We start from the raw sequence: 12,838 nt of genomic DNA on the forward strand, positions 1-12,838 counted from the left end.
TCCTGTCGTGCGTCCGGCCACGCGGGGTGACACTGGAAGGGGACTCAGAACCGGAGGGCAGCCATGAGCATGCTTTCCCCCACCCGGATCGCCGCCTCCTTGTCGGCGGAGCACCGGTCACGCCTCATGGCGCTGGCACGCGAGGTGCACTTTCCCGAGGGGGCGCGTCTATTCACCGAAGGCGCTCCCGCGGACCGCTTCTGGATAGTCCGCTCCGGCGCGGTCACTCTCGACATCCAGGTACCGGGCGGTCGTGCGGTCGTGATCGAGACCATGGGGCAGGGCGAACTGGTCGGATGGTCCTGGCTGTTCCCGCCGTACCGCTGGCAGCTCGGCGCCGAGGCCATGACTCCCGTGCGTACTAATGAGTTCGACTCGGCGGCCGTGCTGAGGATGATGGACTCCGACCCCGTGTTCGCCTCGTCGGTCAATCACTGGGTCGGGCGAGTGCTCTCCCACCGGCTGCAGGCGGCCCGGGTCAGGCTCCTGGACCTGTACGCCCCGCACGGCAGCGACATCACGCGCTGACGGAGGGCCGCCGCGATGATGCGCCTCGCCAAGAATTCTGGCGCGGCCCTCCGCAGCCGAAGGCGCACGGTCAGGGAAGGGCGCTTCAGGCATCGCGGGGCCGAGCTGGTCTACGACGATGCCGGTGAGGGACCTCTTGCCGTGTACGCGCACGGCGGATTCGTCAGTCGGGCCGCCGAGGACCGGATGGGCCTGTTCGACTGGGCACCGGTCCTGGACGTGGGGGTGCGTCTGGTCCGCTATGACGCCCGGGCCCACGGCCGGTCCACCGGCGAGCCCGTGGACAGCGACTACACCTATCCCTCGCTCGCAGGCGACCTGCTGGGCCTGATCGATCACCTGGGCGCCGCCGGTCCCATCGACGCCATGGGCGCGTCGATGGGATGCGGCACCGTGCTGCACGCCGCTGTCCGGGCCCCCGACCGGTTCTCCCGACTGGTCCTGCTCATCCCGCCCACGGCCTGGACGACGCGGGAGGCGTATGCGCGGGCCAACCGGGAATCCGCAGACACCGTCGAACGAGAGGGAGTCGACGCCTGGCTCGCCGCCAAGAGGAAACAGCCTCGCCCGGAAGTCGTAGCGGGCGTTCCCCCCTTCCGACCGACGCCCACCGAGCGCGTACTGCCCTCCGTCCTGCGCGGCCTGGCGCGGTCCGATCTGCCCTCCCCCACGGCAATCGCCGCGCTGCACCAGCCGGTCTTGATCCTGGCCTGGGTGGACGACCCGGGCCACCCCTTGTCGACCGCGGAAACACTGGCCCATCTGCTGCCGCACGCCGACCTGCATGTCTCCCGGACACGCGCCGACATCCGTACCTGGGGGGAACGCATCGCGGCGTACCTGACCCGGCCCCAGTCGTGACCGGCAGCCCTTACGCTACGAGCCGGCGATCGCGCGGCCGCCGGGCTTGATGGCAACCGGCCGGATCTTCCAGCCGATGGTGGATTTCAGTGCCCCGGCGACCTTCGGGTCCCGCACTGCCGGAGTACGGTCCTCCACGGTGACCGACAGCCTGTGCGTGCGCAGGTCGAGAGGCCGTAGGCCCAGGTCCGTGACCCGCACCTCGGCACGGCCCGCGAAAGACTTCAACTCCCTGCCGTCCAGATACCAGCGGGCCCTGAGCTGACGCCCGTCCGGGCCCGTCAGCCGCGGTAGGGCGGCCTTCGCGGTGTCTCCCGGCCGGAGGGTCCTGTCGGTGGGGGTGATCGCGGTGACGATCCGCGCATGGCGGTAGAAGCCGGCGATCATCGCTTCGACACCGGGCAGGTTGAAGGGCTTTCCGAGGGAACGCATCAGGGAGTTGCCGGTGGGCCGGTTCAGCCCTGTGACGTAGTAGCCACCGCCTTCGTACGCGCCGACCGTGCCGCCGTCGGGTGACTCCTCGCCCAGCCAGCGGTACCACTTTGCGTGCCGCCGGGCCATGTCCTCGGCCGTCAGGGTGGAGATGTTGGAGTCCGCCGGCTCGGGGCCCTCGTACTTTTCGTAGCCCGGGTAGTCGGGGTAGAAGTACTCGTCGGCGAGCTTGCCCAGCGAGTGGCCGGTCTCGTGGATGGCGACCTGGCCGGACTTCTCGTTGCCCGCCGATGCGGTCGCGATGCCCTCGTAACCGAGGGTCGCGCTGGGTTCGTTGTAGCCCGCGCCGCCGTACTTCGCGCTGTTGGCGAGGACGATCACCAGGTCGGCCTCCGGCGCCTTCGCCACGTACCCGTCGACCTTGTCCTGGTCGATGCACAGCAGCCGCTCGATGTCGTCGCACCAGAAGTACGAGCCGAGGGCCGTGTCGCGGACGGTGGCCGGATCGGGGTCGCCGGAAACGCCGGACTGGTTCGATACCGCATCGACCGCCCAGACGTTGAAGAGATTCTGGTACGTCGTGTACGGCTCGACGGCCGCCACCTCGGCCCACTTCTGCTTGGCGTCGGTGTGGAACTGAGCGAGCTCGGCAACGGTGTAGCCGTCCCCTATGACAACGACGTCCAGCCGGTCGGCGGTGGAGCCGTTGTCAATCAGCTTGGCGACCTCGCCGTCGGCGGCTCGCTCGGTCCCCGAGAGCCGGCGCTGTTGCTGCGCCTGTCCATACGGCGATACGGGCGATTCCGGCGATACGTGTGCGTGGCCGGCTCCGGCAGCTGTGCCGTGTTCCGGCCCGGGTATCTCGACCTCGACCTCGCTCCCGGCGACGGCCCTGCCGGGTGTCCCCGGATCGACGGCCGCGCTGCCGGGTGCGGCGGCCAGTACGGCCGTGAGGGCAGCGGCCATGATGGTCGCCGCCATGGCTCTGCGCCGTGCTGAACGCATGAAGTCCTCCCCCTGATACGGAAGTTAAGCGAATGAGTAAGCGCAATGAACTCGGCGCTTAAACTAGGCGGAGGCGCAGGATGCGCGCAATGGTCTACTGCCCATGAATACTGGGGAGTTGGAGCAACCAGGGGGTTCCCATGGACGAACCGGCCGAGATCGGCCGCCGGGTGCAGCGACTGCGTACACAACGCGGCCTGACGCAGCGGCAGTTGGCAGAACCCTCGTACACTCCTGCGTACATCTCGACACTCGAGTCCGGCAAGCTACGCCCCTCCGAGGCCGCACTGCGCTTCCTCGCGGAGCAGCTCGGCACGTCGTTCGAGGAGCTGGCCACCGGACGTCCCGCCCATCTGGCCACCGAGCTGCGGCTCGCCCTCACCGACGCCCAGCGGGATCTCGCCACCGGCGCCGCCGACGAGGCTGCCGTCCGCTACCGCCGGCTGCTCACCGACGCGGAACACCTCGACCTCGCCCCCGAGCAGGCCGAGGCGCTGCTGGGACTCGGCGAATGCGCTCTGGAGACCGGTGAACTGGCCAACGCAGGACGGCACTTCGAAGCGGCGGAACGGCTCCTGGCCGGTGAACCACTCCCCCGCCGCGCCCGCGCGATCCGGGGCCGCGCCATCGCGCACCTCCTCGCCGGGGAGCTTCGCTACGCCTGTTATCTCCTTGAGTCCACCATCGACGAGCTCACCGCGAGCGGCCTGGCCGACCCCGAGGCGCTGGTCCAGCTGTACGCCGCCGTCATCGGCCCGTACATCGACATGGGCGCCCACGCCCGCGCCGCGCACGCCGCCGAGCTCGCCCTTGCCCTGGCACCGCAGGTCAACGACCCGGCGCTGGTGGCGGGCATGCATCGGCAGGTGGCCCGTACGTTCCTCACCGAAGGGCGCACGGCCGACGCCGACGCCTCGCTCGCCAAGGCCCAGGCGATCTACCGGCACCTGAGGCTGCACACCGATCTCGCGCACTGCCACTGGATGCGCGGCTACGTCCAGGCGCAAAACGGTGAACTGACGCTTGCAGAACAGGAGTTGCGTACCGCCCGCGACATGCTCGCCGCCAAGCGCGCCGCGCTCTACACCGCCCAGGTCGAGGTGGAGCTGGCCGATGTACTGCGGCGGCTCGGGCGACACGACGAGGCGGCCGACCTCCTCTCGGCACTACTGGAACTGGGCGACCGGCACGGCGCGGTGCACGCGGGGGGCGCGCACCGGCTGCTCGGGTTGATCGCCGAGGAGAGGGGCGAGGCGGAGGCGGCAGAGGAGCACTACGTCCTGGCCCTCGCCCTGCTGGAGCGCAGCGGGGCCAGCGGCGACCTCGCCGACCTGTGCCGCCTGCTGGGCGACCTGCTGCGCCGCGGCGGCCGCACTGAGGCGGCCCTGGACGTATACCGCACGGGACTGGGCCACCGGGCGGCCCGGGGCACAACGACTCTCGGTCCCGCACCGGCGGGTCCGCAGATCCCGCCGCGCTGATGCAGGCTGTCACGCATGCGTCAGGCGAACACACGTCATGAGGTGGGAACAGCGTTCCCGGAGCGCCGAAGGCCGATGAGCTCAAGTTCGGCGAAGACCGCGACCACCAGCGCCCCGACGACCATGAAGGCCGTACCCAGGCCGGTGAGCGGTATGACGCTCGTGAACGCCAGCACGAGCATTGCCGCGCAGGACAGTGTGTTGCCCACGACGACGATCGCGGCGAGGCGCGACGGGATCCGGGGATAGCCGGCGATGAGGGCGAGCGCGGCGGCCCCGCCCAGCATGGCGACCCCGAACGGTACTGACCAAGAAGTCGGCAGCCCGAGCGGGCCGCTGAGCCACTCGCTGCCGACGAGCATGACAACGCCGAAGACGGCGGTGCTCCAGGCGTCGATGCGCAGGCTGGTACGCAGCAGGTCCGATGCGGCGCTGCCGGCCGCTGGGCGCTGGGCGGTCATGGCCGGGACGGTCATACAGGTCTCCTTGGTGTGAGGGGCGGACTGAACATGCCCGGCCTGGGGAGACGGTGGCATCGCAAGCGTCATGGACTCAATGACCTCTGAGGTCATGGCCTCCCTGATCCAGTGGCAGTTATCCTCCCGGGCATGGATGTTGAACAGCCGTCCCGGGTGGGCGCGTTGCTACGGGACTGGCGTCGGCGCCGCAGGTTCAGCCAACTCGACCTCGCTCTCCTGGCAGACACCTCCGCGCGCCACCTGTCCTGCGTGGAGACAGGCCGCGCACGCCCGAGCCGTACGATGCTGCTCCGCCTGTCCGCCGCCCTGGACGTCCCCTTGCGCGAGCGCAACACCTTGTTGCTGGCTGCCGACTACGCGCCGGCGTACCGGGAGAGCAGCCTCGACGACCAATACATGGCGTCGGTCCGTTCCGCGCTCGACACCATGTTGACGGCGCACGAGCCGTATCCCGCCATTGTGGTCGACCGCTGCTGGAATGTTCTGACAGGCAACCGGGCCATGGCCGTACTCATGGACGGCATACCGCCTCATCTACTGGAGCCGCAGCCGAACGTGTTCCGGCTGGCTCTGCATCCCGACGGGCTGGCCCCGCGACTGTCCAATCTCGGCGAGGTCCGAGGCCTCTTCCTCGAACGGCTGCTCCGCCAGGTCAACGCCACCGGAGACGCGGAACTACGCGCGCTGTACGAGGAGGTGCACCGGTACCCAGTGCGCGCCGACCAGGAGAACGCCGGGACCGACGCCCCGGCAGCGAGGCCGAGCCCGCCGAGTCCGATACAGGTGCCGCTGCGAATCCGCACTCCGTGGGGCGAGCTGTCGATGTTCAGCACCATGGCAACGTTCGGAGCCCCGGCCGATGTGACGCTGTCTGAGCTGGCGATCGAGCTGTTCTATCCTCTCGACGAGTTCACCACGAAGGTCCTCCGCGAGCTGGCCGGGACACCGAGCCAGGGGAGCTGAGTTGGGGCCTGTCCCTTGTCGCCTCAGATCCGCTCGCGGTGGGTGTACCGGTCTTCGAAGGCCCGCCAGTCCGCTTCCAGCTTCCACTGCAGCTCCGCCTTGGGGCTGTCGGCCAGGAACTTTCGACAGTCCGCGCCGGGCGATCCGTCCAAGCCCGGGCCCGGAGTGTCATTCCTGCACGGGGTGACGAATGCGCCGTACCGGTCCTGCTCCTTCCACAGGGTTCGCCCCTCGATAAAGGCGTGGTCCAGTGAGGCCCGGCTCAGGTTGCGCAGCTGCGCGACGTTCAGGCCCTGGTCGGTGACGGCCCGTCGGAAGACCGCAGTGAGGTCACTGCGGCTGACGCCGGGGTCGTCGGTGGCCAGGGCGACCGGTACGCCCGCGGCCAGATAGGTGCGCAGCGGGTGCCGGTCTCCGCCGACCCGCAGAATCTGGGCATTGCTGATCAACGGAGCCTCGACCAGGACGTGGTGCCGGCGCATCCGGGCGGTCAGCACGCCGGGGTCCTTCTCATGGGCGAGGTCGACGGCCTCCGTGATGTGGAACGTCAGATCGTCGTCGGTGACTCCTGCCAGGCCCTTGACGAGTTCACCGGCATGCAGGCTGACCCGTACCGACGGGGCTCGGGACTTCAGGAAGTCGATCATTTTCATGTGCAGGGTGTAGTCCCTCAGCGCAATCGGGGCGTCCTCGGGCTGGACCATGTTGACCCCCACCACCCGGCCCAGCCGACGACGAGCGAGCTCGACGCCGAGGATCTGCTGAGCAAAGACATGGCGGGGCGCTTGGGCACGTCCGACCTGGTAGTCGAAGCGAATGGCAACCCGGCATGCCTCCTGAGCAGGTCGGCTGTCGCAGTCCAGCAGCTTGCGGTAGTCGCGGAAGTGCCGGTCGTAGTCGGCCGCGGCCTGCTCGACGATGGCCCGGAACCGGGGGCTAGCCGTCAGCGTGGAATGGAATTCGGCGAGATCGGACGGGCCCGGATCCTGCGGGTGGATGCGGTCGACGAGCCGCCGCAGTGAGTTGGCCTCCACTGTTACCAGGGTCTCCAGGTAGCTGGTCCGCTCCCGCGCCGCAGTCTGCGCCACTTCGGCGAGCATGTCGGCATCGTGTCCTGCGGCAGCCTCCGCGAACTTCCCGAACGTGGCGAAGAAATGGTCGTGGCCGGGTTGTGGATCACCATTGGGCGGAAGGACGAAGTCCTGCATCGACCACTCCTGGATGACCCGCTGACGGAACGGCCCCGCCGGTACGGCGTCCCTCGCAGGGCGTTGACCGGCCGGACACGGCACCGGCCCGGGTGTCACCACGAAGGTCGAGGTGTCGATGCATTTCGCGTCCCGGGCCGCGTACCGGATCAGCGACTCCGTGCGCACGGCGCCCGCGAGGTGATGGTGCAGATCACCGCCCTTGGGCAGGTCCCCCATGAAGCGCGTGCGCTCTCCCGGGGAATGCGTCACAGTGTCCAAGTACGCCTGAACCTGGACCTGTTCACGGCCGTGATGACCATGGCCTACGGGCGTGGCGGCGGCTGCGGGGAGAACCCCCGTGGCCATCCCCGACGCCGCCAGCCCGGCCAGCACCGGCCACCCGGCTCCGTATCTCTGCGGCATGATCCGTTCCCCTCTTCCGATGCGTCCGGCATCGGCTGAGAGGTCACTCCCCTCCCGGAAGTCGCGATACCCACAAGAGCGGCCCTTGGGGGGGGAACTCCCCCTGTCGTTTCGGGTCGTCGCGTCCCTAGGAACCGTTGGGCCCTCGCGCTACCCTCCGCCGCATGATTTCCACGGTTGTCTGGGGTACCGGGAACGTCGGCCGCTTGGCGATCCGTGCCGTCGAGGCCGACCCGGCGCTGAAACTCACGAACGTACTCGTCCACGACCCCGGCAAAGTGGGCCGCGACGCGGGCGATCTCGGTGGGCTCCACCACGATCTGGGCGTCGCGGCGACGGACGACATCGACGCGGTGCTGGCCGCCCGCCCCCAGGCCGTGGTGTACGCGGCTTCCGGTGACATCCGCCCTGACGATGCCCTCGCCGACGTCGTCAGGGCGATCCGCGCCGGAGCCGTGGTCGTCACCCCTTCGATGTACGCGCTGTACGACCAGGCGGGCGCCCCGCCGGAGTTGCGCGAGCCGGTGCTGGCCGCCATCGCGGACGGCGGCGGCTCGCTGTTCGTCTCCGGTGTCGACCCCGGCTGGGGCAACGACGTACTGCCACTGCTGATCAGCGGACTCGGCACCACCGTGGACGTGATCCGCTGCCAGGAGATCTTCGACTATTCCACGTACGACCAGCCCGACTCGGTCCGGTACCTGGTCGGCATGGGCCAGCCGATGGACTACGAGCCGCTGATGCTCGCCCCGATGGTCCCGACCATGGTGTGGGGCGGGCAGATACGGCTGATGGCCAGGGCGCTGGGCGTCCAACTCGACGAGATACGCGAGACCATGGACCGGCGCCCGCTCGACGCCACTGTGAGTACCCGGACGATGGGCTCGTTCGAGGCCGGCACCCAGGGCGCGGTGCGGTTCGAAGTGCAGGGCGTCGTCGAGGGCGAACCCCGCATCGTCATCGAGCACGTGACCCGAATCCACCCGTCCTGTGCACCGGACTGGCCCACGCCGCCCAACGGCGACGGGGCACACCGGGTGATCATCGAGGGCCGACCGCGCATCGAGGTCACGGTCGAGGCCACCGACGAGGGCGAGAACCGGTCGGCGGGCGGGAACGCGACCGCGGTCGGCCGGCTGGTGGGCGCCATCGACTGGCTCGTGGACGCGGAACCCGGGCTCTATGACGCGCTCGACGTGCCACTGCGCCCCGCAGTCGGCAAGCTCGGAAGGAGTAAACGATGAACATCGACATCCCCGAGGGCAAGAACGCGATCGAGTACGTGTGGGGCGAGATGGTCCCCGGCATCGGGATCGCCGCCTCGAACTTCTCGCTGTCGGTATACGCCCACACGACCCTGGGGCTAAGCGAGTTCGAGGCCGCGCGACTGCGGATCGCGCAGATCAACGGGTGCGCCTTCTGCCTCGACTGGCGGACCGAACGGGACGGGCAGAAGGTCGAGGAGGAGTTCGCCGACGCGGTGGCCCAGTGGCGTACCACCGACGTTTTCGACGACCGGACGCGGCTGGCCGCCGAGTACGCCGAGCGGTACGCCCTGGATCACCACGGCCTCGACGACGAATTCTGGACGCGCATGACGGCGTACTACAGCCAGCTCGAGATCGTGGAGCTGAGCATGAGCATCGGCTCCTGGCTGGCGTTCGGCCGGCTCAACCATGTGCTGGGCCTCGACACTGTGTGCGTGCTGCCCTGGCACTGAGGTGGTCGGGGGGCGCCCGGTGAGCCCGGCTCCCCCTGGGCTCACCCGGCCACCGTCACAGGTCGGTGGCGATGATCTTCTCGATGTTCCGTTCGGCGAGCGCAGTGATGGTGACGAACGGGTTGACACTGGTGTTGCCGGGAATCAGCGAGCCGTCGATGACGTACAGGCCGGAGTAGCCGTGGAGACAGCCGTAGTTGTCGGTGGCCTTGTTCAGCACCGCGCCGCCGAGCGGGTGGTACGTGAGGTGATCGCCCCAGATCTTGTACGCCCCGAAGAGGTCGGTCCGGTAGATCGTCCCCTCCTTCGCGTTGATCTTGTCGAAGATCGTCTTGGCGGCGTCGATGGACGGCTGTTTCCATGCGGTCTGCCAGTTCAGGTCGACCTTGCCCGTGGCGGCGTTCCAGGAGAACTCGGCGCGGTTCGGGTTCTTGGTGATGGACAGGTAGAACGAGGCGTACGTCTCGATCCCTGTGGGCAGCGGTGCCACCTCGGCGAACGCGCCACCGGCGTCCCAGTTGTCGATGCCGGCCGTGGGCATGGATGCCTGGAGCTTGCCGGTCGCGTCCCACATGTGGTTGGCGCGGCCGCACATGACGTTGCCGTTGTCGCCCCAGCCCTTCCCGATCTCGTTGTTCAGGCCGGGCAGCAGGCCGGTGGCCTTCAGCTTGGTCAGGAGCTTGCTGGTGCCGACGCTGCCTGCCGCGAAGAACACTCTGTCCGCGGTCACGGTTTTGGTGGCCGTGGTGTTACCGCTGGTGCTGATCTGGTCGATGAGGACGGTGTAGCCGCCACCGGCCGCCGGGGCGACCGATGTGACCTTGTGCAGCGGCGAGATGGTGACCCTGCCGGTCGCCTTTGCCTGGGCGATGTAGTTCTTCTGCAGGGACTTCTTGCCGTAGTTGTTGCCGTAGAGGACCTCGCCCTCCAGCGCCGACTTGGGGACGGCTCCGGTGGCCTCCTGCTTCATGTAGTCCCAGTCGTACACGTTGGGCACGAAGACGAACGGGAAGCCGGAACGCTGGGCGTGCTTGCGGCCGACCCTGGCGTACTGGTAGCAGGCGGCGCTCTCCCACCAGGCCGGGTCGACGTGGCTGACCCCGAGCCCGGCGTTGGCGCGCGGGTAGTAGGTGCCGTACATCTCGTCGGCGTTCACCGACGGGAGGACGGCGCTGAATCTCTCGCGCTTGGGGGTGACCGCCATGCCGCCGTTGACCAGGGATCCGCCGCCGACGCCGCGGCCCTGGTACACCGTGATGCCGCTGAATTCCTCGGCGTCCAGGATCCCGGTGTAGCGGGAGACGTCCTTGTCGAGCGGAAAGCCGAGGAAGTTGCTGAGGGGCTGCTTGGTCCTGGTGCGAAGCCAGAACGACCGGTAGTCCGGCTTGGTGGTGTTGGCGAAGATCTTGCCGTCCGTGCCGGGCGTGTCCCAGGACATGCCCATCTCGATCATGTGCACTTCGACGCCGGCCTGAGCGAGACGCAGGGCGGCAACGGAGCCGCCGTATCCGGTGCCGATCACGAGGGCCGGGACGTGGGCCCCGGCCTCGATCGGAGCGGCCGCGGAAGCGGCCTTCGGCTGGGCTGCGGTGGCGTGACCGGCGAGGGCGACGGCACCCAGAATAGAACCAGTTCCAGCGATGAATCCTCGGCGCGAGACGCCCTTGGAACCCGTACCACGTACGGCAGGATCATTCATGTGAGGTTCCTCACTCTCAATGGAGTGGAAACAGGTTCTACTGCCGCTTGCGTGTGAAGTCACTACATACCTAGAGGTAACTTGCGCGTACGGGTCAACGGTTGGTGATCCATCGCAGAACGGTCCTGACAGTGGCGTCGTCCAGCGTGCTGAGGACTTTGATGGCGTCCAGGTCGCCGGGGAGCGGCGCGATTCCTGTCGTGGTCAGGGCCGCGTGGAGATCCAGTCGGTGCTTGTCGGCCGGCAGGGGGCGGTACGGGTCGAGCGCCCACTGCGGTGTCCTCCGCGGCGTCCTCCGAGGAAAGGCAGAAACCTGTGTGGTGTTCATCGGAACCTCCTGCGTGTCGTCACTGACCAACAGGAGTCCCGTCAGGTGGTGTTCAGTTGCATGCGAGGCCACTTATCACCCGAACGTCGGCTCCGGCGGGAAGAAGAGCGGCTAAACCCGCACAGCAGGCTCCGGTTCGGCGGATGACGGCTTCGTCCTGCCTGCGCCCCTGAGCAGTACGAGCGAGAAGACACCCGCTGCGGCCATGGAAGCGGCCGCGCCGACCGCCGCGAAGCCCATCCCGTGCGTGAAGGCGTCGCGCGCGGCCGCCAGCACGGTCTCTGCCGTCCTGGCCGGGAGGTGCGCCGCCACCGCAGCCGCGCCGCCCAGCGTTTCGCGTACCGCGTCGGCGTGTGCCACACCGGCCGGCAGGGCGTCGGCCATGTCGCGGCTGTAGACCGCCGCTCCCACGGAGCCGAGTATCGCCATGCCCAGCGCGCCTCCCAGCTCCTGGCCGGATTCGAGCACGGCAGCGGCCGAGCCCGCGCGCTCCGGCGGCGCGGCGCCCAGGGCGAGTTCATTGGCGAGGGTCATGGCCGCGACCAGACCGCCCGCATAGACGGAGGCGCCGACGAGGGTGAACCAGAGGGGCGAGTCGGTACGCACCTGGGCCAGCCAGAGGAATCCGCAGGCGGAGACGAGGAAGCCGCCGCCCATGACGTACGCACGGTCGGTGCGCTGTGCGAGTGCCGCGCCGGCCGGGGCCATGACGGCCACGCCCACGGCCGGCACCAGGCTCCACAATGCGGCCTCGAACGGGCCCATGCCCAGGACGGACTGCAGATACTGCGTGAAGAAGACCGCCATTCCCACCGTGGCGAACATGGCGAGGAGATTGGCGAACACCGCGCCGCCGAAAGCACGTCGGCGCAGCAGACTCAGATCGATCATCGGGTGTGCGAGGCGCTTCTGACGGTGTACGAAGGCGAAGCCGAGCGCGAGCCCCGAGGCGATGCCGAGGGCGGGCAGCGGCTCGTAACCGTGCCGGGCCCATTCCTTGATGCCGTAGATCACCGGGAGCAGGGCGGCGAGTGAGAGTGCCGCGCTCAGCAGGTCGAAGCGGCCCTGCTTCGGCGACTTGAACTCCGGTACCAGGAACGGCACCAGTGCGATCAGCAGCACCATCGCGGGCAGGTTGATCAGGAAGACCGAGCCCCACCAGAAGTGTTCCAGCAGCAGGCCGCTGACCACCGGGCCGAGGGAGATGCCTGTGGTCATGACGGCCGTCCAGATGGTGACCGCCTTGCCGCGCTGCTTCTCGTCGTGGAAGAGATTGCGGATCAGAGCGAGGGTCGACGGCATCAGGGCGGCGCCGCCGAGTCCGAGCAGTGCGCGTACGGCGATGAGCAGTTCGGCCGAGTGCGCGTACGCGGCGGCGACCGAGGCCGCGCCGAAGACCGCGGCTCCCACGAGCACCAGCGTGCGCCGCCCGATGCGGTCGCCGAGCGCACCCATGGTGATGAGCAGTCCGGCGAGTACGAAGCCGTACATGTCGAGGATCCAGAGCTGCTGGGTGGCGCTCGGTGCCAGGTCCTGGCTGACGTACGGGATCGCGAAGTAGAGGACCGAGACGTCCATCGAGACGAGGAGCAGGGGCAGCATCAGGACGCCGAGAGCGGTCCATTCCTTGCGGCCCGCGCGGGGGCCGGGTGTGTTCTCCATGGCTCGATACGGAATCGGGTCGGCGCGTACACCGCAAACAGATACCTAGTGCACCCGTCACACCCCT

Annotated in this window: 12 protein-coding genes; 6 read left to right on the plus strand and 6 right to left on the minus strand. The window is 68.7% G+C overall.

The features are described from left to right. The first annotated feature begins 63 nt into the window (after positions 1-63). Together J7I98_RS17945 and J7I98_RS17950 are read left to right on the plus strand one after the other, a co-directional pair. Positions 64-528 carry a Crp/Fnr family transcriptional regulator gene (locus tag J7I98_RS17945; protein WP_214921723.1) on the plus strand — a complete coding sequence of 155 codons (465 nt, stop codon included), beginning with the start codon at positions 64-66 and terminating at the stop codon, positions 526-528. Positions 529-543: 15 nt separating this feature from the next. Then, positions 544-1,389, plus strand: a complete 846-nt coding sequence (locus J7I98_RS17950; RefSeq protein WP_214921724.1) for an alpha/beta fold hydrolase — start codon at positions 544-546, stop codon at positions 1,387-1,389. Between the two features lie 15 nt (positions 1,390-1,404). Here J7I98_RS17950 and J7I98_RS17955 read toward each other — a convergent pair whose 3' ends face one another. Further along, a complete protein-coding gene (locus J7I98_RS17955; protein ID WP_251020804.1) occupies positions 1,405-2,826 on the minus strand; it encodes a M64 family metallopeptidase in 1,422 nt (473 codons plus the stop codon). Between the two features lie 140 nt (positions 2,827-2,966). On the opposite strand from J7I98_RS17955, the gene J7I98_RS17960 reads away from it, so the two are divergent. Further along, positions 2,967-4,307 carry a tetratricopeptide repeat protein gene (locus J7I98_RS17960; protein ID WP_214921725.1) on the plus strand — a complete coding sequence of 447 codons (1,341 nt, stop codon included), beginning with the start codon at positions 2,967-2,969 and terminating at the stop codon, positions 4,305-4,307. Between the two features lie 35 nt (positions 4,308-4,342). On the opposite strand, the gene J7I98_RS17965 is transcribed toward J7I98_RS17960, so the two are convergent. Continuing rightward, entirely contained in the window at positions 4,343-4,783 is a 441-nt protein-coding gene (locus J7I98_RS17965; protein WP_251020805.1) for a hypothetical protein, read from the minus strand. A 132-nt stretch (positions 4,784-4,915) separates the two neighbouring features. Here J7I98_RS17965 and J7I98_RS17970 point away from each other — a divergent pair, with 132 nt between their 5' ends. Further along, complete coding sequence (locus tag J7I98_RS17970) at positions 4,916-5,749, plus strand: helix-turn-helix domain-containing protein (protein WP_214921726.1); 834 nt, start codon at positions 4,916-4,918, stop codon at positions 5,747-5,749. 23 nt (positions 5,750-5,772) lie between these two features. Here the strand turns inward: J7I98_RS17970 and J7I98_RS17975 are convergent, their stop codons facing one another. Continuing rightward, positions 5,773-7,362, minus strand: coding sequence for an adenosine deaminase (locus tag J7I98_RS17975; RefSeq protein WP_214921727.1), 1,590 nt, complete (start codon positions 7,360-7,362; stop codon positions 5,773-5,775). Positions 7,363-7,526: 164 nt separating this feature from the next. Here J7I98_RS17975 and J7I98_RS17980 point away from each other — a divergent pair, with 164 nt between their 5' ends. Both J7I98_RS17980 and J7I98_RS17985 read left to right on the plus strand, forming a co-directional pair. Beyond that, entirely contained in the window at positions 7,527-8,606 is a 1,080-nt protein-coding gene (locus J7I98_RS17980) for a dihydrodipicolinate reductase (RefSeq protein WP_214921728.1), read from the plus strand. Continuing rightward, on the plus strand, positions 8,603-9,082 hold the full coding sequence (locus J7I98_RS17985) for a carboxymuconolactone decarboxylase family protein (protein WP_214921729.1): 480 nt from the start codon (positions 8,603-8,605) through the stop codon (positions 9,080-9,082). Before J7I98_RS17980 ends, J7I98_RS17985 begins: the two co-directional genes overlap by 4 nt. A gap of 55 nt (positions 9,083-9,137) precedes the next feature. On the opposite strand, the gene J7I98_RS17990 is transcribed toward J7I98_RS17985, so the two are convergent. The 3 genes from J7I98_RS17990 to J7I98_RS18000 form a co-directional block, all read right to left on the minus strand. Beyond that, positions 9,138-10,781: a GMC oxidoreductase gene (locus J7I98_RS17990; protein ID WP_214921730.1), complete on the minus strand. Its 1,644-nt coding sequence runs from the start codon at positions 10,779-10,781 to the stop codon at positions 9,138-9,140. 94 nt (positions 10,782-10,875) lie between these two features. Further along, complete coding sequence (locus J7I98_RS17995) at positions 10,876-11,109, minus strand: hypothetical protein (RefSeq protein WP_214921731.1); 234 nt, start codon at positions 11,107-11,109, stop codon at positions 10,876-10,878. A gap of 111 nt (positions 11,110-11,220) precedes the next feature. Beyond that, positions 11,221-12,771 carry an MFS transporter gene (locus tag J7I98_RS18000; RefSeq protein WP_214921732.1) on the minus strand — a complete coding sequence of 517 codons (1,551 nt, stop codon included), beginning with the start codon at positions 12,769-12,771 and terminating at the stop codon, positions 11,221-11,223. Between the last annotated feature and the right edge of the window lie 67 nt (positions 12,772-12,838).

Source organism: Streptomyces sp. ISL-98 (genome assembly GCF_018614055.1).
In the GTDB taxonomy this organism is placed as follows: Bacteria; Actinomycetota; Actinomycetes; order Streptomycetales; family Streptomycetaceae; genus Streptomyces; species Streptomyces spiramyceticus.

Bases quoted from the DNA above. Each gene is read 5' to 3' on its own strand.
- J7I98_RS17960 (WP_214921725.1), top strand. From the start codon at position 2,967: ATGGACGAACCGGCCGAGATCGGCCGCCGGGTGCAGCGACTGCGTACA.
- J7I98_RS17990 (WP_214921730.1), bottom strand. From the start codon at position 10,781: ATGAATGATCCTGCCGTACGTGGTACGGGTTCCAAGGGCGTCTCGCGC.
- J7I98_RS17975 (WP_214921727.1), bottom strand. From the start codon at position 7,362: ATGCCGCAGAGATACGGAGCCGGGTGGCCGGTGCTGGCCGGGCTGGCG.
- J7I98_RS17945 (WP_214921723.1), top strand. From the start codon at position 64: ATGAGCATGCTTTCCCCCACCCGGATCGCCGCCTCCTTGTCGGCGGAG.
- J7I98_RS17970 (WP_214921726.1), top strand. From the start codon at position 4,916: ATGGATGTTGAACAGCCGTCCCGGGTGGGCGCGTTGCTACGGGACTGG.
- J7I98_RS17985 (WP_214921729.1), top strand. From the start codon at position 8,603: ATGAACATCGACATCCCCGAGGGCAAGAACGCGATCGAGTACGTGTGG.
- J7I98_RS17995 (WP_214921731.1), bottom strand. From the start codon at position 11,109: ATGAACACCACACAGGTTTCTGCCTTTCCTCGGAGGACGCCGCGGAGG.
- J7I98_RS17955 (WP_251020804.1), bottom strand. From the start codon at position 2,826: ATGCGTTCAGCACGGCGCAGAGCCATGGCGGCGACCATCATGGCCGCT.
- J7I98_RS17965 (WP_251020805.1), bottom strand. From the start codon at position 4,783: ATGACCGTCCCGGCCATGACCGCCCAGCGCCCAGCGGCCGGCAGCGCC.
- J7I98_RS17950 (WP_214921724.1), top strand. From the start codon at position 544: ATGATGCGCCTCGCCAAGAATTCTGGCGCGGCCCTCCGCAGCCGAAGG.
- J7I98_RS17980 (WP_214921728.1), top strand. From the start codon at position 7,527: ATGATTTCCACGGTTGTCTGGGGTACCGGGAACGTCGGCCGCTTGGCG.
- J7I98_RS18000 (WP_214921732.1), bottom strand. From the start codon at position 12,771: ATGGAGAACACACCCGGCCCCCGCGCGGGCCGCAAGGAATGGACCGCT.